The sequence below is a fragment of the Dyadobacter sp. AC419 genome, from assembly GCF_979253085.1.
On the sequence record NZ_CEEDCD010000017.1, the window covers coordinates 209,234 to 231,519 of the forward strand.

A 22,286-nucleotide genomic window follows, 5' to 3' on the forward strand; every position below is an offset into this window, starting at 1 on the left:
CGGAATGTGTGAACGGTCAGAACGGGCGCATTGCTTTTACAAATCGGCCCTTGAAATAATTGGAAAACAGATTGTCTTCGCGGACGCCGCGGGATGTAGACGCGTGGATGAACATGATTTCTTCACGGTTCCGCACGTCCGTAACAATACCAGCGTGAGATACATAACCTTCTTTTCCAGCTTCCGGGACAAAGAAAAGCCAGTCGCCGGGCTTAATGTCTTCCAGCTTGCTTACTTCCTGGCCAAACTCTGACTGCTGCCAGGAAATGCGCGGCACTTTTACACCGATTTCTGAATAAACGGAGCAGATTAAGCCCGAGCAATCAATGCCGTTTTTATCATTTCCACCGGATCGGTAGGGCGTTCCGGAGTAAGTTCTTGCCACTTCAACCACTTTGGGGACGGCTGTTGCGGGCACACTTCCGGGACGGCTGTATGTTGGTTTTGATGCTGTTGTGGGTTTTCTTGCGGGTGTCCTGGCTGGCGGTTTGCGGGTTGCTGTGCTGCGCGACTTGCTATAACGATTAGAAGCCGAACGATCGGGTGTTTTGCGAAGCGTGTCACAAGCAAAGAGCATTAGCGACAAAATGAGGGTGCAAATCGTGAAGTTCAGGAATCGGGCAATTTGCTTCTTCATGCGTAAGCTTTCTGTTAGTAACGATACTTTTATCAAAATTAGTAAAGATTTGTGAAGCGGATTAAGCGAATAACAGCAGAAAATGTAGTTTTGTTGTGTTGTTATTACATCCAAATTTTATTCGCTCCTAATGAAAATAATTTGTGTCGGCAGGAATTACACTGAGCATATAGCTGAATTAAATAACGAAAAACCGGACGCGCCCGTCATATTTCTGAAACCGGAAACGGCGCAGATCCGGGCTGGCGAACCATTCTTTTATCCAGATTTTTCCAAAGACATTCACTATGAAGTGGAGCTTGTGGTGAAGATTAACCGCGTTGGTAAAAACATTGAAGAACGTTTCGCACATAAATATTACGATGAAATTGGCGTAGGCATTGACTTCACTGCCAGGGACTTACAATCGGAGTTGAAAAGCAAGGGCTTACCATGGGAATTGGCCAAAGCATTCAATGGCTCGGCGCCGGTTTCAGAGTTTGTTCCAATATCGGATTATGAGGACATTCAGAATCTGAATTTCAGTCTGGATGTTAATGGTGAAACGCGGCAGAATGGTAATTCTTCCATGATGCTTTACCGCATTAATTACCTGATTTCTTTCGTCTCCAAATTTTTTATGCTCAAAAAAGGTGACCTGATATTCACAGGAACACCAAAAGGAGTGGGTCCCGTGCAGATTGGCGATAAGCTTACCGCTTCCATTGAGGGCAAGAAGATGTTGGAATTGTTCGTTAGGTAAGCCGTCATCATACACTTCTTTTTCATGCAAGATCATTTCCGGGCGATAGCGCGTATCGGCTTACTATTTTCGGGGTTAATGGGTTTATTGTTTTCTGCCCATGCCCAAACCCAGACTTATCCCAAAGGCTATTACCAATTTCCGATCAGACCCGGCCTCGCTAATTCACTCGCGGGCGGGCTTGGGGACCTGCGTTCCAATCACTTTCACGCGGGGCTAGACATTCGTACAGGAGCAAAGGGAAGGATTGAATGTGTATGCCGCCGCCGAAGGTTATGTTTACAAAGTGGCCGTGCAGCGCAGCGGTTATGGCAATGTGATTTTCTTGCGGCATCCCAATGGTCAGACTTCTGTTTACGGGCATTTGCTCAAATTCAGCGAAGCGCTCGCCACTTATGTCCGCGACGAACAATATAAAAAGCAGACTTTTGAAATCGATCTTTTTCCTGAACCGGGCCGGTTTACTTTTAGAAAAGGAGAGATTATAGCGCTTTCGGGCAAACACGGGCGGTTCGGCTGGGCCACACTTACACTTCGAGATCCGCGATTCCAAGGATAACTTTCTTAATCCGCTTTACTTTGGTTTTAATGAAATAAAGGACGTTACGCCGCCAAAATTTGTAAATCTGGCGATCAGGCCACTGGATATAAATGGTCGGGTAGGAGGCCAGTTTGACAGAAAAGTGTATGCGCCGGTGAAATTGAAAGACGGTTCTTACAGGCTGGCTGACACGGTTTCGGCAACGGGCATTATTGGCATTGATATGGTCGCACATGACCAGATGACGGGCACCGGTTTTCGTTATGGACTGCAATGCATTGAGATCAAAATGGACGGAGCCGAAGTATTTTCCTACAACATTGAGATCTTTCCCAATTCGGCCACCAGGGATTATAACAATCTGATCGATTACGAAACGGAGCAAAAAACCGGGCAGCGCTATCTTAAATGTTATGTTCCAGATGGCAATGATTTCAATTTATATAAGACCAATGCGATCAAAGGAAAGCTCAACATTGCGGACACATTGCTGCATGAAGTGCGGATCAAAATCACGGATTCCTATGAAAACGCTTCGGAACTGAGCTTTACGATCAAAGGTGAACCGCAAAATCCGGAGCTTCCGGCTTATGATGTGGAAGTGAATCCGGAATACATTCAAACGGATGTACAGGAAAATACACTGGTGGTGAAAGCGAAATATTATCGCAGCGCCATTCCATTCGCGACATTCTACTCCGAAGGGAAAGAGGTTAAAAAGGAACCTGATTTTTATGCAAGTGAGGCAGCCGTTTTTCTAACTGATCTGCGAAAATACACCCCGGATTCAGTCAAGATCGGTAAAACGACGGTAAAAACATATTTGAGAACACAGGTTTTGCCCGGCGTTGCTTCCCGATATGAGGGTGACAAATGGGCCGTTGATTTCCGCAACACAAGCATTTTTGACACATTGTTTCTCACCGGTCAGCGCAACTTCAATGCATTGACGATCAGCAATCGTGGAACGGCCTTGAAAGACTACATTTCTGTCTCCTTTACGCCTGAGAATGTTCCAGAGAATAAGGAGAAAACGAAGATTTATCGCTACCTGGATGGTTATTATAGGTTTTTGGGTGGAACCTGGGTGGAAAATGAGATCAAGTTTGACACCAGAGAGTTGGGGACATTTGTTATCCAGTCGGACACAGTCCCACCCAAAGTGCGGCTTACCGAAGCAAGCACAAGACGGATCACGGGCTTTATCGGCGACGCGACTTCCGGGATCGATAATTATAAGGCGCTCGTGAATGGTGAGTGGGTGCTGTTGAACTTTGATTCCAAAAAAGGTTTTATATGGTCAGAGAAGCAGGATGAAACGAAACCCTTTGAGGGCGAACTGACGTTGGAAGTGACAGATAGGGCAGGAAATAGTACTATCTTGCAAGTGGAATTAAAAGATCCGGTCGTTGTCCGGAAAAAACCGAAAAAACGAAAAAGATAAGCGTATGGGACTTCAGGTAGGCGATCCAGCCCCCGCATTTATAGCAAAAGATCAGGACGGAAAAGAAGTGAAACTTTCTGATTTTAAAGGAGAAAAAGTCATTCTTTACTTTTATCCAAAGGACGATACGCCCGGTTGTACGGCGCAAGCTTGTAACCTTCGCGACAATTACGATGTGCTTTTGAGCAGAGGTTATAAAGTGCTCGGCGTGAGTGTCGACGATGAAAAATCGCATCAGAAATTTATCAAAAAATACAACCTGCCATTTCCGTTATTAGCCGATACGGACCAGAAAATCGTGAATGATTACGGTGTTTGGGCCCAAAAGAAGACATTTGGCCGCGAGTACATGGGGATTATCCGGACTACGTTCGTCATTGATGAAAACGGTGTGATCCAAGAAGTTGTTCAGAAAGTGGATACGGAAAATCACACTGATCAAATTCTTAACAAAAGTGAATAATAAAGAGTCACTTAGAAAGCTGTAATAGCCTGACATTTACACTTCGGAAATACAGGCTTTTTGAACGTATTTGTAATAGAAAATCGATAAAAATGGAAATTGAACAACTAGAAAAAGTAGCCTCACAAGTTCGCAGGGACATTGTCCGCATGGTACATGGCTGCCAGTCCGGACACCCGGGAGGATCATTGGGCTGCACAGAATTGCTGGTCGCCCTTTATTTTGAGCGGTTAAAGCTGAAAGAACAGGATGGTAAGCCGGTTTTTGACATGAATGGTAAGGATGAGGACCTTTTCTTCCTTTCCAACGGACATATTTCACCGGTTTGGTACAGCACGCTTGCCCGCAGAGGATATTTCCCTGTTGAAGAAATGGCTACTTTCCGGAAGCTCGATTCCCGTTTGCAGGGTCACCCTACTACGCACGAACATTTGGAAGGAATCCGCATTGCTTCCGGCTCACTGGGACAAGGCATGTCGGTTGCGATCGGTGCTGCACTTGCTAAGAAGCTGAATGGCGATAAAGGATTGGTTTATGTGCTGATGGGCGATGGCGAGCAGCAGGAAGGCCAGGTTTGGGAAGCAGCAACATTTGCTCCGCACCACCAGGTGGACAACCTTGTTGCTTTTATCGACTTGAACGGTCAGCAAATTGACGGCCCGACTGTTAAGGTTATGAACAACCGTGATTTGGGCAAAAAATACGAAGCATTCGGCTGGGAAGTGATTTCTATCGAAGAGGGAAACGATATGGCAGCAGTGCTGAAAGGTCTTTACGAAGCAAAAAGCAGACTTGGACACGGCAGACCGATAATGGTTTTGCTGCATACAGGAATGGGTTTTGGTGTTGATTTCATGATGGGCAGCCATAAGTGGCACGGCGTAGCGCCTAATGATGAGCAACTTGCGGCAGCGCTAGGCCAGTTGGAAGAAACTATGGGAGACTATTAATTATACAAAATGAAAAAATACACCTTCACTGAGAAGAAAGATACACGTTCGGGCTTTGGTGCCGGAATGCATGTTTTAGGCCAGCAAAATCCAAACGTGGTTGCGCTTTGTGCTGACCTTGTAGGTTCCCTTAAACTTGAACCATTTATAAAAGAAAATCCGGACCGTTTTATTCAATGCGGTATTTCGGAAGCCAATATGATCGGTGTTTCTGCCGGCTTGACCATTGGCGGTAAAATCCCTTTTGCAACAACATTTGCCAACTTCGCTACGGGTCGCGTTTATGACCAGATCCGTCAAAGCGTAGCATATTCGAATAAAAATGTGAAAATCTGTGCATCACACGCAGGTTTGACATTGGGAGAAGACGGTGCAACACACCAGATCCTGGAAGACCTTGGCATGATGAAAATGTTGCCAGGCATGACTGTCATCAACCCTTGCGACTACAACCAGACAAAGGCTGCAACGATCGCAATCGCTGATTATGAAGGGCCGGTTTACCTGCGTTTCGGACGTCCTGTGATTCCGGTTTTCACGGATGCGGATCAAAAATTCGAGATCGGTAAGGCGTGGATGGTGAATGAAGGAACGGACGTAGTATTTTTGCGACAGGCCATATGGTGTGGGAAGCGATCCAGGCGGGTGAACTTCTGGAAGCAGAAGGCATTAATGCTGAGATCATTAACATTCACACGATTAAGCCATTGGACGAAGAAGCGATTCTGAAATCTGTTGAGAAAACGGGCTGCGTAGTAACTGCTGAGGAACACAACCGTATTGGTGGTTTGGGAGACAGTGTTGCGCAGGTTTTGGTTAAAAATAAGCTTGTTCCACAGGAATATGTGGCAGTGAATGACAGCTTCGGCGAAAGCGGAACGCCAACACAGCTTATGGAGAAATACGGCTTGACAGCGAAACACATTGTGGAAGCTGCTAAGAAAGCGATTTCTAGAAAATAATTTCAAATATTGGAATAAAACGGACGGTAACCCTGTTCGGATTCACTGAGTCTTGCCGAAGGTTAAAACGATGTTTTACTTTTGGCAAGACTCAAGTTTTATTTGCCCTGAATGTAAAAATGAACTATTATTGACTTGTGTTGATTCGATAATTATGCGCAAGTTCAATTGGTAAATGGCTTGGTTCGGGGTCGCGCAACAGGTTAGTACTCATTAAATGTCTGACGAAGAATTAATATCCCTTTTTGAAAATCCCGAAACGCGCAGAAACGCTTTCAGTCAGCTGGTGCGCAAGTATCAGCAAAAAGTATATTGGCTGGTGCGGAAAATGGTTGTCGATCATGATGATGCGAATGATATCACACAGGATGTTTTTATCAAAGCCTGGACAGCGCTGAAAATTTCAGGGGAGATTCTAAATTTTACACCTGGCTTTATCGCATTGCGAGTAATGAGGCTATTAATTTTCTCAACAAAAAAAGAAAGCGCTTTTTCATCTCCATCAATGATGTAGAAAGTGAGCTGAGTGAGAAACTGGAAGCAGATCCACTTGTAAGCGGCGACGCGATCCAGCTGAAATTGCAGAAGGCATTATTAAAATTACCAGAAAAGCAGCGGCTCGTTTTTAACCTGAAATATTTTGAAGAACTGCCTTATGAGGAGATTTCTGAGATCACCGGCACGTCCGTGGGAGCGCTAAAAGCTTCATATCATTGGGCTTCAAAAAAAATTGAGGATTATTTAAACGAAACGGATTAAACTATTTGCAACTAGTTCGGTCAAACATTTACAAAGAAGGAAATATAAATTATCATGGATAACAAGAGAATACGGTTGGACGATCTAAAAAAGGAAGTGCCTTTTTCGGTTCCTGACGGCTATTTTGACAAATTGCCGCAGATAATCCAATCGAGGATCCCGTCCGAACCCGTAAGAAAGCCCGTGATAGGGTGGTCGTGGCAAAGGTCATTGGGACTTGTGTCTGCTATGGCCCTGATCCTCGTGTTAGTGTGGGTAACCGTTCCGGAGCGGCAGGGATCGCTGGGGCAGGAGCCTTTGAGTGGTGTAAGCAATGCATCAATTATCAGTTACCTGGAAGACCAGGATATGAGTTATTACGATTTGAGCGAGCATAAAGTTGTTCAAAAAGCTTTCGATACAGATTCAACAGTGTTATTTTATCTGGACGGATTAGAAGACGATGTGCTTCGCCAGCAATTACAAGAATCGATCTCGGGAACCGAGACGATCTGACCCTAACATTAAAAGAAAATGAACTTACAACTTATTACCCGACATCGGAATTTACTGGTTATAGCTTTCCTGGCATTGTTTTCCATCACAACCGCAAGCGCACAACGGAAGTCGGAAGAAGAAATAAAGCGGATTCAGGATGCCAAAGTTGCCATTATCACCAACCGGTTGAACCTCACACCGGAGCAGTCGAACAGGATTTTGGCCGGTTTACAATCGAGTATTCTCAAAAACGCAGAGAAATCCACCGTGCGCAACGGAAGATTATCAATGATAAGAAAGCAGAAGGGCAAACGGACGAGCAAGTCTTGAATAACCTGAAAGAAGTGCAGGAGCTGCGTCAAAAGGAACTTGATCTTGAAAAAGAATATCAGTCACGATTCCTGAAAGTGATTACAGCAAGCCAGGTGATTGAGTTATATAAGGCTGAGCGGACATTTAACGATATGCTCATTCAGCGCCTGAAAAATAAATAAACACATTACAATTTTAACCTGCTTCGGCTTATTACAAATCATATCCCATTGGTTGGCTTCGGCCGATTATGGGATTTTTTTTATAGCAAAAAGGCCGGATTTTCCGGCCTTTTTGATTGATATGCTAATTTCTGATTAGTGACCACCAACCACTTCCACTCCGCTGATTCCTTTGGTTTCCACTTTAATGTTCCGCAAAGGAGCGGCATGTTTCTTGAAATCCTGAATAATCTCCAGGACGTCATAATCAATATTCATCGACTTGCTGCCGTCTATAATGACCGTGGCGTTATCGGGTAAATTTTCCAAAGTCGCACTAATGCTTCCTTTGTTAAGGAATGTCACTTCTTCCGACAAGATGAGCGTGATTATTTCGCCATCTCTGTGCTTCTCTTTCACATAATGGTAAGAATGTTTGTAGTTTTTACTTAGGATAAAGTAAATCGCTACAACCATCCCGATTGCGATCCCTTTCAGCAAATCTGTGCTGAGAATGGCAATAATGGTCACGATGAAAGGAATGAACTGCTCTTTGCCAAGCTTGTACATGCCCTGGTAAAGTGAGAACTTCGAAAGCTTGTAACCCACAAGCAGCAAAACTGCAGCAAGTGACGCCAGTGGAATGAAGTTCAGAAGCGTCGGGATAAACAATGCCGAAAGCAGCATGATCGCGCCATGCGTAATGGTGCTCATCTTGGTCCGGCCACCCGAGTCAATGTTAGCAGAACTACGCACAATCACTTGTGTAATTGGCAATCCGCCGATCAGACCAGACGTAATGTTACCAACTCCCTGCGCAATAAGCTCGCGGTTCGTAGGCGTGCTTCGCTTGTAGGGATCCAGTTTGTCTGTGGCTTCCACGCACAAAAGTGTTTCCAAACTCGCCACTATGGCCAATGTTACGGCAATGGTGTAAGTTTCCACCCGGGTAATCGCTGAGAAATCCGGGGTCTTGAAAAAGCTGAAAAACTCACTCGCGTTGGATGCAACTGGCAACTGAACCAAATGGTCACCACTTAGCGCCCACGCAGGCATCACTTTGGAAAATAGCAGGTTAAGCAATATTCCACTAATCACCACAAAAAGAGCTCCCGGGATAAACCGGAAAAGCGCAAAACGTTTCATAAACGGACGCTCAAACAACATCAACATGGCCAGTGAAGCCAGCGAAATGATGATGGCTCCCTGTGCTGCTATATTTAACTGCATTGAAGAGTTCTGTGAAGGTGTTTTGTCCATCCTTTTGGTCAAATGCCTCATCGCCCATAAAGTCTGCATCGTAACCGAATGCATGTGGTATTTCCTTCAATATGAGGGTTATACCAATGGCGGCGAGCATTCCTTTAATTACGGATGATGGAAAGTAATAGCCAATGATCCCGGCCTTTAAAAAACCTGCAATGACCTGAATGACACCGGCTAACACCACCGCAAGCAAAAAAGCTTCAAAGCTTCCCAATGTATCGAGGGCATTCAGTACGATCACGACGAGCCCTGCGGCCGGACCTGCAACCCCCAACGAGGAGCCGCTTATCGCACCCACCACAATTCCTCCGATCATCCCTGCGATTATACCCGAGAATAAGAGGTCTGACCGCCCGGTTGAAGCGAGGGCTACGCCAAGACATAAGGGTAACGCAACCAGATAAACGACCAGCCCGGCAGGGACATCATACTTAAGGTTGGAGAATATATTATTTTTATCTGCTGACATACGATTGCTTCGAATAAATCAATTTGAAATCAAAATCTGATACGCTATCAGGCAAGAGGAGGAGTTTCCATCCGATATACATTTTCCATATCATCAGCACTGTCCATGCTGATATTAAGATCCTGCAGAATACCGGTTCCAACCGCGTACACAACTCCATGAACCTGTAATGGCTTGTTGTTTGCCCACGCGTTTTGCACGATTGACGTTTTGGCAAGGTCCATAACCTGCTCAATCACATTGAGTTCAACAAATCGGTCTGTTCTTTTTTGCATGTCTTCAATGCTGTTCAGCTCATCCTGATGAAGTCTGTACACATCTTTGATATGCCTCAGCCAGTTGTCGATTAGGCCAACTTGCTTATTGCCCATTGCAGCAGCAACGCCACCACAGCCGTAATGACCGCAAACGATAATGTGTTGAACACCAAGCACATTCACAGAATAATCGAGCACGCTTAACATGCTCATATCTGTATGAATGACCATGTTGGCAATGTTGCGGTGTACGAAAATGTCGCCTGGCATTGTGCCCGTCAGGGCGTTGGCAGGAACGCGGCTATCTGAGCAGCCGATCCAAAGGAATTTTGGGCTTTGTCCGCTCGCTAATTTGGAGAAGAATTCCGGATCTTGCTCGTTTGTTGCATCGACCCATCTTTTATTGTTTTCAAACAGTTGGTTGTATGACCTGATCATGATTTTTTGAAGTAATTATTTGAATAGGAGAACCTGGAAGACACGCCTGTCGGAACGGTTAATACACGCATCCGCAGGAGCATCAAGCTCACGAAATAAATAATGCAAGAAAAATCAGATCAATTCGGGTGGCGGCGAGAGCAGCTTGAGGCAGATTTCGTTTTGAAAGCCGGCAGAATAAGAGAAAGTATTTTTGAGAGGGATTGATAAAACGAATTTATCAAACTGTACGGAGTGAGAAATCAACAACTGATCGTCGTTGATTTTCTCAGCTTCGGTTTTTTCATTATCACATGTGCCGGTGTCGCAAACCACAGAAGACTTTTCTTTACACAGCAAAAGGCTAGCTAAATCTGTGGTTCTACAGATTAGGAAGGCCGTGAGCAGTATAAGGCAAAGTGTCTTTAGCAATGTGTAAAAGATTTGGTAAACGTTACTTATTTAATTCTCCAACCTTTTTCATGATTTTCCAACCAGCGCCCAACCAAAAAGGCTGAACCTAAAAGGACAATATAAAAAACGATCATTATAATAGTCATTCCCATAAAAAAGCAATTTAGACCCGACTTAACGTTAACAAAATTAAATAAAAAAAGTCTCCGGCTGACGATAAACTAAAAAAATTAAAGCACTCCTTTTGTCGACGGCATGAAATCCAATGCTTTTAAATCACGTCGAACGGCCATTTTTATTGCGTTCGCGAATGCTTTAAAAATCGATTCGATCTTATGATGCTCATTGTCACCCGTCACTTTAATGTTCAGATTTGACAGCGAAGTGTCTGAGAATGACTTGAAAAAGTGAAAGAACATTTCCGTCGGCATTTCCCCGATTTTCTCTCTTTTGAACTCCGCATCCCAAACAATCCACGGTCTTCCGGAGAAATCAATAGCCACTTGCGCAAGTGCTTCATCCATCGGCAGGAGGAAGCCATAGCGGCTTATTCCACGCTTGTCGCCGATTGCCTGGCGATAAGCGTCTCCTAATGCAAGGGCTGTATCTTCAATGGTGTGATGTTCGTCAATGTGCAGGTCACCATCTACTTTAATCGAAAGGTCTGCACCGGAATGTCTTGCCAATTGGTCGAGCATATGGTCGAAAAATCCGAGGCCGGTGTGAATGTCGGACCGGCCGCTTCCGTCCAGGTTAAGCTCTACTTTAATCTGCGTCTCCTTTGTATTTCTTTCAACCGAGGCTGTTCTTGAAGGCAATTTTAAATGTTCGTAAATCGCGTCCCAATCCGTGGAAACGTAACTTACAACGGACTTCATTTCGTCTGAAATGCCTGCTTCGGGTGTTGTTTCCGCAATTAATATCGCTTTTGAACCCAGGTTAACTGCCAGTTGCACGTCGGTAAGTCTGTCGCCGATTACGTAGCTGTTTGTCAAATCGTATTCCCCGGAAAAGTATTTGGTTAGCATGCCTATTCCCGGTTTTCTCGTTGGCAAATTGTCTTCGGGAAAGCTGCGGTCTACATGAATATCAGCGAAATGAATGTTTTCTGCTGCCAGGATATGAAGCATTTTATTATGAGCGGGCCAGAAAGTGGATTCCGGAAAAGAATCTGTTCCCAATCCATCCTGATTTGTTACCATAACCAGCTCGTAATCTGTCTCTTCTGCAATTTTACGCAGACAAGATATTGCTTTTGGTAAAAATTCGAGTTTTTCTAGAGAGTCAACCTGAAAATCGGTCGGGGGTTCGACAATGATCGTTCCGTCGCGATCAATAAATAAGACTTTTTTCATTCAAGGATTTTAAGGATAATGTTCATCAAGAGCAACAGCCCGTTCTCTTATCGCTGCAAAGTTCGCAAACTAAGTGGAATTGAAAAGATTTAAAGCATTCAATAGCGCGCAATGTGCCCAAAAGCGTTGCGATAAATCGTAACTTTGCATTTAAAATTTCGTCAAAAGCAATGTTTACAGGAATAGTTGAATCGCTTGCAGAAGTTGTAAAGATCGATTCAGAAGGCACTAATAAGACTTTTTCATTCAGATCGCCGATCACCCATGAGTTCAAGATCGATCAGAGCGTGAATCACAACGGGGTTTGTCTGACTGTTGTTGGAATTGAAAATGACATTTACCGGGTTACGGCCATTGAAGAGACGCTGAGCAAAACCAATTTAGGTGCGTTGCAAATCAATGATAAAGTGAATCTCGAACGTTGCATGCCAGCCAATGGCAGGTTTGACGGGCACATTGTGCAAGGCCACGTGGATCAGACCGGCATTTGCAAATCCATTGAATCCCGTGACGGAAGCTGGCTTTTCGACTTTGAATATGATGCCTCAGCGGGAAATCTTACCGTGGAAAAAGGCTCAATATGTATCAATGGCGTGAGTCTGACCGTTTTTAATTCAGAAGAAACTTCGTTCAGGGTTGCTATTATTCCTTACACGTATGAATTTACCAATTTTCACAGTCTGAAAGTGGGGGATAAGGTAAATCTGGAATTTGACATTCTTGGCAAATACATTAAGAGAATTCTTGGCTCGTATACATTGTAGTATATTGGCATCCTGAAATATTACGTTTATTTTTACCCGTCTATAAATTCGCGCATCAAGTAAATACATGGCCAAAATAAGTACACAGTCCAGAACGGATCTTTTCATTCATATCGGAATTATAGTCTCACTGCTTTTGGTGCTTTTCCTGGGATTCTTTTTTGTTTATCTGCCATTTACAACCAATCATGGCGAAGCTGTAACGATTCCCGATCTTAAGAAAAAGAATGTACAAGAATTAGAGGAGTTTCTTGAAAGTCGCGACCTGCGTTACGAAGTTGACTGCACGTTCGTCGCCAATGTTCCTCCTTTAACGATCATTTCGCAATATCCATTGCCGGGCTCAAAAGTGAAAGAGGGCCGTAAAATATATGTGACAGTTTCGTCTCGCACAGCGCCTTTAATCAAAATGCCTAAGCTTACAGACATGACGCACCGCAGTGCGCAAATGTTGCTTAAAAGTGTTGGCTTGGAGGAGGGAAACATTTCATATGTGCCTGATATGGCGCAAAATGCGGTTTTGAAACAAATGTATAATGGTAAGGAGATTTTGCCAGGACAAGCCATTGCTAAGGGGTCGAAAATAGACTTGGAACTCGGTGAAGGACTTGGAACAGCACAATTTGAAGCTCCGTCTGTATTGGGATTACCATTGGATGAGGCCAAAATAGCGCTGATTGGCGCGGGGTTGAAAGTAGGGCAGCAAATGGAAATTCCAGCCGAGGAAGGGCAGGCTGCCGGAACGGTTGTCAGACAAAATCCGGACGCTGGAAATAATGTAAGAATTGGAGACGTAATCGATCTCTGGATAACACCACAGGCAGTTGAATCAACTGGGAATGAAACGATATTACCCGAGCAGTAAACACTTTTGTAATTATAACAGACGTATAATTCTGACATGGCTGCTGGTGCTTTTTCAGTGTCAGCTGCTATATGCCCAACTGAAACTTGTGCCGCTTCACGGGGAAAACTTCGAGGAAGATTTGAATGAGCAGAGTGCATTACGCACGGAAGCGAGTTTGAATCTTCCTTTTTTTGATGATTTCTCTACGACCACAAACGGTTCTCCGAACATTAAAAACTGGCTGCCGGGAAGCGGGGTTTACATTAATAATACGCTTACCAATGCCCAGCCGTCGCTCAATATTGCCACATTTGACGGCCTCAGTGCCAATGGGACGCCTTATAATCTGGTCAATCCGTTAAATCAGAATTTTACTGATACACTTACTTCTCAGCCGATTAACCTGGCCAGCCGTACGGCTGCTGATTCAGTTTATCTGAGTTTTCATTGGATGGCAAAGGGTTTGGGAGAACTGCCTGATTCGAGCGATTACTTTCAATTGGAATTTTTTAGCAGAGACAATGGCTGGGTTACGGTTTGGAAACAAGATGGATACAAGCTGGATACGGTTTATAAAAGGCAGTTTGTGAAAATTTCCGATGCGGCTTATTTGCATGATGCATTTCAGTTCCGTTTTAGGGCTTACGGCAGAAATTCTGGTTATTATGACACGTGGCATCTTGACTACATTTATCTGAATTCCAAACGGTCTGTTAGGCAGCCATACATTTTTGATGTGGCGGTCAGAAAACCGATAACGCCTTTTTTGAAAAAATATACGGCCATGCCACTTCGGCAATATCGTGCAAATCCGCAGGCCGCCATTACAGATTCGGTGCGGACGGACGTTGTCAATAATTTTAACAACTTCAACATTCTGACAAGCACTTTTACGATAACAGACGCTTTGCGAGGGACCCAATATTTTAAGAACATTCAAAGATCCATTTACGTAGAAGCATTGAAAGGCAAAGCATTAGCTGTAAAAACGGTGCCTTTTACGATCAATAATAATCTCGACATCCTTAAACTGGTCAGTAAATTTGTGGTAACAACAACGGATACGATTCCAGGGGTCAATTTGAAGACAAATGATTCGATCGTTTCCCGCACGGACTTGACCGATTATTATGCATATGACGATGGAAGTGCAGAATATGGTGTGCAGGTAAACCAGAAACTGGGCCGGGTTGCAGTTCGTTACACGCTTGCAAAACCGGACACGATTGGGGGCGTAAGGCTTGCCATGGTGCAATTTAATAAGGACATTGCCGGGCAGGGTTTTACCATTCAAATTTTCAGTAACAAAAATGGAAAGCCGGATAAAATGTTAGCGCAGAGATCCATTGCTGCGCGATATCCGTCACGCCGCAACGGTTTTATTGACTATGCATTCAGCAGCTCCGTTGCTGTTCCCGACACATTTTATGTCGGCTGGCTTCAATTGAATGAGCAACCGGTTACTGTTGGATTCGACAGGAATTCAATGTTAGGAAAAGATGTAGTCTTTTATAATTTGGGGACGGAGTGGTCCAGGGAAACGAGTTTGAAAGGCAGCATTATGATCCGGCCATATTTGGGAAAAAAGGCAGCAGGCATTGTAACCGGAAACGAGCCGATCAATGCTGATTCTGGACATTTTTTTCCAAATCCTAATAAAGGCATCATTCATTGGGACTCGCCTTCGCTAAAACTGATCGAAATTTTTGCATTGGATGGCAGCTTACGAAAAAGTATAATGCCTGCAAAAGATCAAAAATCGGCAGAGATAGGCAGCCTGTCTGACGGAATTTATATCATCAAATCGTCCGATGGGAAACGATCTTTTTCTCAAAAGATGTTATTTGTCCAATAGTTTGTAAATCAAAACAGAGAAAACATGGATATCACAGTTCAAGAGCTGAAAGAGCGCCTAGACAAAGGCGAAGACCTGCATTTTTACGACGTGCGCGAAGAGCATGAGTATGAAGAAGATAACCTCGGCGCGAAGCTCATTCCATTAGGCGATCTGCCGGACCATCTTGACGAGCTGGAACCGTTGAAGGATGAGGAGATCATCATTCATTGTCGTTCGGGTGCTAGAAGCGGAAAAGCCGCTCGTTTCCTGGAATCACAAGGATTCTCAAATGTAAGAAACGTTACTGGTGGCATTTTGGCTTACCGTGAACTGGAAGATTAAAAATATAAAACGGAGCTTGTCATTCAATGATGAGCTCCGTTTCATTTACGTGTGCCTGATCGCTCCTGCACATATTTTAAAATAGCTTCGTAATCGTTTGGGTGAAACCATTTAAAATTTCCCTGGTGCCGGAACCAGGTCAACTGGCGCTTCGCATAACGTCTTGAATTTTGCTTTAACAGGCGAATCATTTCTTTCTCGTCATATTCGCCGTCCAAAAATCCGTAGACTTCCTTATATCCGACCGTTTGCAATGCGTGATGCGACCTGAAAGGCGCAAGGGCTATCGCCTCGTCCACAAGTCCGTCATTTAGCATTATATCCATTCGCTGATCAATGCGGTCGTAAAGCTCTTTTCTATCCCGGTCCAATGCAATCAATATTTGTTGAAAAGGCCGCTGCTGCGTGTTTTTTAGTTGATATTGACTAATAGGCGTTCCTGTTGTGTAAAACACTTCCAATGCTCTTACAACACGTTGTGGATTCGCGATCTCCGGTGTGGCGGCAAATGCAGGATCAATGCTTGCCACTTCTTTCTGCATTTCGGCTAGGCCCTTTTCATGAAGTTTGCTTGTAAGCGCTTCCCGCAAGCCTTCCGATGGAGCTGGGAGTGCGTCCAGTCCTTCCGATACGGCCTTAATGTAGAATCCTGATCCACCAGTCATCACGACTTGGTCGTGCGTTTCAAACAATGTTTCCAGCAGCTTCAAAACGTCCCGCTCGAAGTCTCCGGCGCTGTACACTTCTGAAATGGAGTGTGAGTTGATAAAATGATGCTTAACCTGAGCGAGCTCCTCCTGGGATGGCTTGGCTGTTCCAATGTTAAGCTCTCTAAACAATTGCCGTGAATCCGCGGATATGATTTCGGTGCCTAATGCTTTTGCTATCTGAATTGACAATGCAGTTTTTCCGACCGCAGTTGGTCCTGCTATGATAATCAGTTGTTTGTTTCTGCTGTCAGGCATTTTGAGATTATTGTCAATTGGGAAAGGTTGCAAATTTACATATCAAGCAATTGTGCGCACTACTTTTTTGTCATATTTAGGCATGCGCTCCTTTTCGCTTTTTTAATCTTTAACATGCATGCAGGATTAGTAATTTTTTTTGTATAATTTATGGGAAAAACGCCCTTGTTCTCGTCAAACTGGAATCGGCCAGCGTACTAACTCTTACAGTTTTCATTCACATTTTCAGTTCACAATCTAACCATTATCAATTATGTTGAAAAAATTATTACTATTTGCCTGGATCGGATGCATGGTCGCGATGATGGGTTGCGAGGGCAAGCAGGGCGAAGTGGGGCCAAAAGGTGATACGGGAGCAGCAGGGCCAGCCGGTCCGGCAGGACCCGCGGGACCAGCTGGTCAAAACGGGACAGGCGCTGGTGGGGGAGCCATCATTATATCTTCCGGCGCAGCTGAAACCGATACTACTGGCGGATTTATTACTGGTATACCAGACTTAACACCTGAGCTAGATAGCGTGCTGCAATCTTCTGCGATATTGGTTTATATTAAATCAGGAGGAGTGTATTGGCCACTTCCGGGTTTAGTTGTTTTCGGCACCGGAACTAACCAGACAGCGAGTGAATTCACTTTCGTTCACGGAATTCAGGAAAGTACATTTTTTGTGGAGCTGTTTCAGCGCGGGTGGTCAGAAGATGGTGACGATGCACCGGACAGGGAATTTGAAGACGTTCGCATTGTTATCATCCCTGGAACAATTGCTGACGGCAGACTTGACGCTGAAATCCTTAAAAGCTACGAAAAGACCATTGCAGCTCTGGGCTTGACCGAAGAGAAGAATATGAGAATCGGAAAAAGACTGAAAGTGGGATTTGCGAAGAAGTAAAAAACACTGACAACAAAAAAAGGTTATCCATCTGGATAACCTTTTTTTGTTGTTCAACTGTGAGATTAATATTCCCAAAGTCCGTGTTCCAATTCCATTAACTCTTGCTCGTAGTTCAGAGACTTGATAAGGGCTTCTTTTTGGCCGTTATAGATGTCCAAGAACGCTCTGTCATTTGCGTTCGAGTATTTTGTAATACGACCGTAAAACAAGCGCAAATCGAAAGCATCTGCAAGATTTTTGTTCTGAGCAGTGTTATGCGTATTGTACCAGATATATTTCTTAGGATCGCTTCTGAATAATCTTTCCACATCTTTATAACGGAAAGACGCAACAGGCAATTCAAGACCAGTAGCAGTTTGTTCTGACGGAAGGATGATCGTCAAAGTCTGGATATCATTATACAAACGAGATCTTTTCTTATCGAATGTCCAATCTTCCTTCACTTCCAGAATGCTTAATTGCTCAGGGAAGTATTCTTCTTCGGTTGCTGCAACCTCGGTTTGGAATGTTGTATCCACTTTTGGTTGCTCAACTACTGGCGGCTCTTCTTTCGCTACCTGATTTTTTGAACCCTTTTTAGAAGATTTTTTCTTTCGGAGGACCCCAGCCATCGTCTTCGGCAGCTGCCTCAGGTTTGGTATCTTTCTTTGTATTACCCCAGCCATCATCAGCTGTTGCAGCCTGCTTAGCCGGATCGGTTTTAGGTTTTGCACCCCAACCGTCATCAGCAGCTTTCGCAGGTTCACCAAAACCAGCTGCAAGTTCTTCCGCAGATAATCCGGCAGTTTGATTTGGTATCAGAATGCGCTGATGTAATTCATCACCGGTAATTTTCGTAGCGCATGAGTCATTGGTATAAGCGTCAATCAACCCCGCTTTCGCAGCGTCCAGCAGGTAACGTGTGATCTCATTGTTTTTGGAGAACATCGAAACGTTCTGTTTTTCTTTAAGATCGACCCTTCTCCAAAGCGTTCTTTTCATCAAAATATCACCCTCAGCAATCGGGCGTGATGAAAATTGATTTGCTGTGGAATCTTCTTTCTCCTGAGCAAAGGCAGCGCCTGTTCCCAGTGACAAAGACAGTAATGACCATGCAATCGTTTTTCCGTTCATTCTTCTCATAACATACATAAGGTTGTAGTGCCCAATCAACGATTAAAATTGACGAATTAGTATAGCGTTACCTGACGAGTTTGGTTACCCATTTCGACTTCGCTAATTGCTCCTTTAAAATTCTGACGTTCAACTTTCAAAATTGAGATCACATAGCGGTCGCCCGGCTGTGCTTGTTGTGCCAGTGACGAGATAGAACCGCCACCACCATTTAGTGTAACACCATTGATACGGCGATTTCCGCGAGCCAATGAAATTTCAACTTGCGACACTCTGAATCTTGCATCTTCCGGGGAAAAGTTCTTGAAACTTTCGTCAGGAACAGCAACAATTTGAATGCTTCTTGCACCGGATGCAGGAGCTCCTTTTCTTTCATCAAATGGTGCACCATTCACCCGCACTTCGATGGAAGGCTTAGGGACACGATTTACACGGAATGGCTCAGATCCAAGAACGTTTCCGCCATTGCTAACCGTAATGTTCAGCTGCGCTTTGCTCGGAACAATCGTGAATTTACCTTTTTGACCGCTGTTGATAATTTCTCCACCGTCAGTAGAGAAAGAAGGTGCCCAAAGCGCTCCTAATGCAGGGCTTTGAATGCTCAGTTTATTTGCGCAACCCAAATATAATGGAGGCAATGTTCCTGTCTCAATTTGGTAAGAAGGCTTCACCACGAAGTATTCCTGATTCATCGTGTAAGTTGTGTCTCTTCCAGATGGGGTAGGGATTGTAATGCGGGCTTGTAATTCTTTACGAACAATTCCTTCTGCATTATAACCACCGCCCTGAGCCGTAAATTCAATCATACCCACACCATTTTCGACTTTAACAGGCGAGCCGTTCAAGCTCATGCGTGGCGTAATACCAGAAGCAGAAGCTGCGATAAACATTTGTCCTTTAAACTTCGTACCAGCTACAACGGTTTTTGCATCAGCACTAACCATTGCAAGAACCCTGTCAAATTTAACGTCAGCAGCACCGACTTTGCTTGCGAGATAATTCAAAACTTCACCTTCCATACGACGGATATCAGTTTGCTTTTGGCTTAAAACTGCCAATGCAGCTGCTACCGGAGTAGATTCAAAGTTTAGTTCTGCGAAATCTTTGTTTCTCTGCTCCTTGTTGCCTTTAACGCCTGGATCGTCACGTCCGTCCATGGCAAGCATACTGGAATTTATTAGGAGACAAATTATTTAGTTGTGTAGTGTAAGCATTCAGTCTTTCTTTCAAGTTGTATGCCTTACCTTTTTTACCAGTCGCAATCATCAGTTCAGCAACTTTGGCTTCTTCCTGAGGATTTTTAATTCCACCCTCCTCATTGAATCCGCCACCCGCTTTGTTAATGATCTCCTGTTTTAAAGCATTGATCTCATTGGTAACATCGGCTGTAAACTTCCGAACTTCGTCGGCTTGCTTAATTACCGCAACATCCGCAGAACGGTTTCCCGCTTTTTCAACCGCTGCTTTAATTTTAAGTACAGTTTCCTGGTTTATTTTATTAGCTGCTCCGGAGGATAGTTCCAAAGAATTGTTCAGAAGAATGAATTTTTCTACGACGGCTGAACTGACCTGCAATGCGAGCATTGCAGTAAGTACCAGGTACATCATGCCAATCATCTTTTGACGGGGTGTTTCTTTTCCACCTGCCATATTGTTCAGTAATCAGTTATCAGTGATTGAATAATTTAGTGATAACAAACAGTTAATAATTCTCAGAAGGATTTACTATATGCTTGCTAATCCGGTCTTATGCATTTGTACCACGCATGGCAGTCAGCATATTACCATAAATGCCATTTAAAGACGAGATATTTGTCGTCAGGCTTAGACATTTCATTTTTAAATACTTGTGATTCCTTGGTCGCATCAGCCATGTTTTCCATTGCAGTTGTAAGGTTGCCATAGAATGCATTCATCGCTTTCAAGTGTTTCGTTGTGTCTTGAAGTTCAAGCTCATAAACCGCATTAAGTGCGCCCATGTTCTTTGTAATCTGCTGAAACTGCTCACGATATGATTGTGCATCCTTTGTAGCATCAGCCATTGAACTCATCGCACTAATAGCAACACCATAAGATTTGTTCATATCATTGATCGCCGTTGACGCACTTTTCACATTTCTTGCGTAATCATTAGTAGCAACAGTTGCATCGGTCAGGTCGCTGATTTTGCCAACAGTTTCAGACAGATTTCTGAATCCTTTTCCAAGGCTGTCGAAAACCTCAGGTCCAAGCTTAGCATTGTCAAGCATGTTGTCCAATTTAGCAGTAACACCACTTGAAGATGTAGAGCCACGCGTGATTGAAGGACCATTGTAGTCATCTGCAAGCTCAGGGTAAACACGAGTCCAATCCGGATCGCGGATCAGACGATTGTGTCAGTGTTTGAAGTGCATAAAGTAAAAATATAAGTACCTCAGTACCCAAACCGGCTGTTAGTAAAGGACCGCCGAAGTCCCAGTGTTGAATTTTTGCTAACGCTCCCAAAATAACAACGGCAGCACCTGCGCTATATATTGTTGGTACCAGTTTATCCCAAAAAAAATTAGGTCCGCTATTCTTAGCCATACTTATTGAAATCAGTTACAGTGAAAAATTTAGAAATTGTTAGTTTAAATTGAATTGAAGAGGTCGTAAAAAAGAAGCAGTGTTAGAGAAACGCTGCTTCTTTTAGATTGAAGATCATAATTAGCGACGGCGTGCACGAGCTCCACCACGGTCATTAACATTGTCCATTACACAGCGGAAGCCGATAAAAGCGCGGCGTTCTGTTTCGAATTCGTAAGTTCTTGTGCCAGTCTGAAGATCATAAGCGATATCTTTCCATGAACCACCTTTAACCACTTTGCGAGGTTCGTCAGGGTTATCATATCTCGGGTTCATATCCCAGACGATTGCAGTAGCATTGTCCGTATAAGCGTCAGAAGTCCATTCTGCAACGTTTCCAGCCATGTTATAAAGACCGAAATCATTTGGATTGTATGCGTTTGCAGGACCTGTGTAAGGATATCCATCCGCATCATAATTTCCGCGTTGTGGCTTAAAGTTCGCAAGGAAGCATCCTTTTGCATTCATCGTATAAGGATTACCCCAAGGATATTTCGCAACTGCACGTCCACCTCTCGCTGCCCATTCCCATTCCGCTTCTGTCGGAAGACGGAAACCTGTTGAATTGAACTGACCTTCTTTGTTCTGGAAGTCATGCAAAAGATTTGTGCGCCATTTCGAAAAATACTGTGCACCTTGCCAGCTAACACCTACAACCGGATAAGTATCAAATCCTGGGTGTTGATAGTAATATTCTACAAATGGATCACCGTTTGAGTAAGCAAAGTCCTTTTTCCATGCTGTTGTATCAGGATAGTATTTGGACATAATTTCTTCTTCGCCCAGAACTAAAACCGAGTCAACTAACAAGGCATTCACAAATTGGCGGTATTCGTTGTTTGTGATCTCAGTGTCATCCATAAAGAATGAACTGATTGTCACGCGCCGGTTCATGTTGTTCATCGAGGAAGCTATATCTTCATCGGCTTGTCCCATTACAAAGGAACCTGATGGGATAACCACCATTCCTGCCGGAGTTGTCTGCTTGTAACCTTTACGGGCTGTCGCTGTAATTTCCCCGTTTTGAATCCCGCTTTCTTCTTGTCCTCCCTTGCCAAACTTACTTTTGATAAATCCGCAACTCTGCATGAGCATAAGAGCGGCTACCAAAAGCAGGCTTTTGACTCCATCCCGATAGAACACTTTCACATTCATAGTGGTTTTGTAAAATTTGAATAATAAAATGTTAGCCTAAAAACGTCGACTGGTGATATATAGTATACTGGAAATAAAAACAAAAACATTCATCCTGCACTCGGCAATGGATCTCGGAGAAATCATATTGTAAGCTTCTCATAT

General features: G+C 44.0%; 22 protein-coding genes and 4 pseudogenes. 15 read left to right on the forward strand and 11 right to left on the reverse strand.

Translation table 11 applies throughout. The features are described from left to right. Nucleotides 1–16: 16 nt before the first annotated feature. Nucleotides 17–637 (reverse strand): C40 family peptidase, encoded by a 621-nt coding sequence (locus AC0IYG_RS11220; RefSeq protein WP_471711166.1) that lies wholly within the window; start codon nucleotides 635–637, stop codon nucleotides 17–19. Nucleotides 638–767: 130 nt separating this feature from the next. Here AC0IYG_RS11220 and AC0IYG_RS11225 point away from each other — a divergent pair, with 130 nt between their 5' ends. The 10 genes and pseudogenes from AC0IYG_RS11225 (at nucleotide 768) to AC0IYG_RS11270 (ending at nucleotide 7,469) form a co-directional block, all read left to right on the forward strand. Then, nucleotides 768–1,379: a fumarylacetoacetate hydrolase family protein gene (locus AC0IYG_RS11225; RefSeq protein WP_471711167.1), complete on the forward strand. Its 612-nt coding sequence runs from the start codon at nucleotides 768–770 to the stop codon at nucleotides 1,377–1,379. Nucleotides 1,380–1,632: 253 nt separating this feature from the next. Then, nucleotides 1,633–1,938 carry a M23 family metallopeptidase gene (locus tag AC0IYG_RS11230; protein WP_471711360.1) on the forward strand — a complete coding sequence of 102 codons (306 nt, stop codon included), beginning with the start codon at nucleotides 1,633–1,635 and terminating at the stop codon, nucleotides 1,936–1,938. 136 nt (nucleotides 1,939–2,074) lie between these two features. After that, nucleotides 2,075–3,364 carry a hypothetical protein gene (locus AC0IYG_RS11235; RefSeq protein WP_471711168.1) on the forward strand — a complete coding sequence of 430 codons (1,290 nt, stop codon included), beginning with the start codon at nucleotides 2,075–2,077 and terminating at the stop codon, nucleotides 3,362–3,364. Nucleotides 3,365–3,368: 4 nt separating this feature from the next. After that, complete coding sequence (bcp, locus tag AC0IYG_RS11240) at nucleotides 3,369–3,827, forward strand: thioredoxin-dependent thiol peroxidase (RefSeq protein WP_471711169.1); 459 nt, start codon at nucleotides 3,369–3,371, stop codon at nucleotides 3,825–3,827. Between the two features lie 92 nt (nucleotides 3,828–3,919). Then, nucleotides 3,920–4,777: a transketolase gene (locus AC0IYG_RS11245; RefSeq protein WP_471711170.1), complete on the forward strand. Its 858-nt coding sequence runs from the start codon at nucleotides 3,920–3,922 to the stop codon at nucleotides 4,775–4,777. A gap of 9 nt (nucleotides 4,778–4,786) precedes the next feature. Continuing rightward, nucleotides 4,787–5,739, forward strand: a pseudogene (locus AC0IYG_RS11250) (transketolase family protein). A gap of 217 nt (nucleotides 5,740–5,956) precedes the next feature. Continuing rightward, nucleotides 5,957–6,498, forward strand: a pseudogene (locus AC0IYG_RS11255) (RNA polymerase sigma factor). 54 nt (nucleotides 6,499–6,552) lie between these two features. Next, nucleotides 6,553–6,993: a hypothetical protein gene (locus tag AC0IYG_RS11260; RefSeq protein ID WP_471711171.1), complete on the forward strand. Its 441-nt coding sequence runs from the start codon at nucleotides 6,553–6,555 to the stop codon at nucleotides 6,991–6,993. A gap of 18 nt (nucleotides 6,994–7,011) precedes the next feature. Then, on the forward strand, nucleotides 7,012–7,305 hold the full coding sequence (locus AC0IYG_RS11265) for a hypothetical protein (protein ID WP_471711172.1): 294 nt from the start codon (nucleotides 7,012–7,014) through the stop codon (nucleotides 7,303–7,305). Then, complete coding sequence (locus AC0IYG_RS11270) at nucleotides 7,302–7,469, forward strand: hypothetical protein (protein WP_471711173.1); 168 nt, start codon at nucleotides 7,302–7,304, stop codon at nucleotides 7,467–7,469. Before AC0IYG_RS11265 ends, AC0IYG_RS11270 begins: the two co-directional genes overlap by 4 nt. Nucleotides 7,470–7,604: 135 nt before the next feature. On the opposite strand, the pseudogene AC0IYG_RS11275 reads toward AC0IYG_RS11270, so the two are convergent. The 3 genes and pseudogenes from AC0IYG_RS11275 to hisB form a co-directional block, all read right to left on the reverse strand. Beyond that, nucleotides 7,605–9,183: pseudogene (locus tag AC0IYG_RS11275) on the reverse strand (SulP family inorganic anion transporter). A gap of 47 nt (nucleotides 9,184–9,230) precedes the next feature. Beyond that, nucleotides 9,231–9,878, reverse strand: coding sequence for a carbonate dehydratase (gene can / locus AC0IYG_RS11280; RefSeq protein WP_471711174.1), 648 nt, complete (start codon nucleotides 9,876–9,878; stop codon nucleotides 9,231–9,233). Between the two features lie 623 nt (nucleotides 9,879–10,501). Then, nucleotides 10,502–11,626 (reverse strand): bifunctional histidinol-phosphatase/imidazoleglycerol-phosphate dehydratase HisB, encoded by a 1,125-nt coding sequence (gene hisB / locus AC0IYG_RS11285; RefSeq protein ID WP_471711175.1) that lies wholly within the window; start codon nucleotides 11,624–11,626, stop codon nucleotides 10,502–10,504. A 170-nt stretch (nucleotides 11,627–11,796) separates the two neighbouring features. Here hisB and AC0IYG_RS11290 point away from each other — a divergent pair, with 170 nt between their 5' ends. From AC0IYG_RS11290 to AC0IYG_RS11305, 4 genes are all read left to right on the forward strand, one after another. Then, nucleotides 11,797–12,390, forward strand: coding sequence for a riboflavin synthase (locus tag AC0IYG_RS11290; RefSeq protein ID WP_471711176.1), 594 nt, complete (start codon nucleotides 11,797–11,799; stop codon nucleotides 12,388–12,390). 67 nt (nucleotides 12,391–12,457) lie between these two features. Further along, nucleotides 12,458–13,255, forward strand: a complete 798-nt coding sequence (locus tag AC0IYG_RS11295) for a PASTA domain-containing protein (RefSeq protein ID WP_471711177.1) — start codon at nucleotides 12,458–12,460, stop codon at nucleotides 13,253–13,255. Between the two features lie 46 nt (nucleotides 13,256–13,301). Next, a complete protein-coding gene (locus tag AC0IYG_RS11300; RefSeq protein WP_471711178.1) occupies nucleotides 13,302–15,092 on the forward strand; it encodes a T9SS type A sorting domain-containing protein in 1,791 nt (596 codons plus the stop codon). 24 nt (nucleotides 15,093–15,116) lie between these two features. Then, nucleotides 15,117–15,416: a rhodanese-like domain-containing protein gene (locus AC0IYG_RS11305; RefSeq protein WP_471711179.1), complete on the forward strand. Its 300-nt coding sequence runs from the start codon at nucleotides 15,117–15,119 to the stop codon at nucleotides 15,414–15,416. Nucleotides 15,417–15,457: 41 nt separating this feature from the next. Here AC0IYG_RS11305 and miaA read toward each other — a convergent pair whose 3' ends face one another. Then, nucleotides 15,458–16,381, reverse strand: coding sequence for a tRNA (adenosine(37)-N6)-dimethylallyltransferase MiaA (miaA, locus tag AC0IYG_RS11310; protein WP_471711180.1), 924 nt, complete (start codon nucleotides 16,379–16,381; stop codon nucleotides 15,458–15,460). Between the two features lie 253 nt (nucleotides 16,382–16,634). On the opposite strand from miaA, the gene AC0IYG_RS11315 reads away from it, so the two are divergent. Beyond that, nucleotides 16,635–17,267 (forward strand): hypothetical protein, encoded by a 633-nt coding sequence (locus AC0IYG_RS11315; RefSeq protein ID WP_471711181.1) that lies wholly within the window; start codon nucleotides 16,635–16,637, stop codon nucleotides 17,265–17,267. A 65-nt stretch (nucleotides 17,268–17,332) separates the two neighbouring features. On the opposite strand, the gene porN is transcribed toward AC0IYG_RS11315, so the two are convergent. From porN to porK, 6 genes and pseudogenes are all read right to left on the reverse strand, one after another. Continuing rightward, nucleotides 17,333–17,881: a type IX secretion system ring subunit PorN/GldN gene (gene porN / locus AC0IYG_RS11320; RefSeq protein WP_471711182.1), complete on the reverse strand. Its 549-nt coding sequence runs from the start codon at nucleotides 17,879–17,881 to the stop codon at nucleotides 17,333–17,335. Beyond that, a complete protein-coding gene (locus tag AC0IYG_RS11325; protein WP_471711183.1) occupies nucleotides 17,847–18,392 on the reverse strand; it encodes a hypothetical protein in 546 nt (181 codons plus the stop codon). Before AC0IYG_RS11325 ends, porN begins: the two co-directional genes overlap by 35 nt. A gap of 47 nt (nucleotides 18,393–18,439) precedes the next feature. After that, nucleotides 18,440–19,549 carry a type IX secretion system motor protein PorM/GldM gene (porM, locus tag AC0IYG_RS11330; RefSeq protein WP_471711184.1) on the reverse strand — a complete coding sequence of 370 codons (1,110 nt, stop codon included), beginning with the start codon at nucleotides 19,547–19,549 and terminating at the stop codon, nucleotides 18,440–18,442. Continuing rightward, nucleotides 19,527–19,991, reverse strand: coding sequence for a hypothetical protein (locus AC0IYG_RS11335; protein WP_471711185.1), 465 nt, complete (start codon nucleotides 19,989–19,991; stop codon nucleotides 19,527–19,529). The genes porM and AC0IYG_RS11335 overlap by 23 nt, the downstream gene beginning before the upstream one ends. 139 nt (nucleotides 19,992–20,130) lie before the next feature. Next, a pseudogene (gene porL / locus AC0IYG_RS11340) lies at nucleotides 20,131–20,948 on the reverse strand (type IX secretion system motor protein PorL/GldL). Between the two features lie 120 nt (nucleotides 20,949–21,068). Further along, nucleotides 21,069–22,142 (reverse strand): T9SS ring complex lipoprotein PorK/GldK, encoded by a 1,074-nt coding sequence (porK, locus tag AC0IYG_RS11345; protein WP_471711186.1) that lies wholly within the window; start codon nucleotides 22,140–22,142, stop codon nucleotides 21,069–21,071. Nucleotides 22,143–22,286 lie beyond the last annotated feature (144 nt).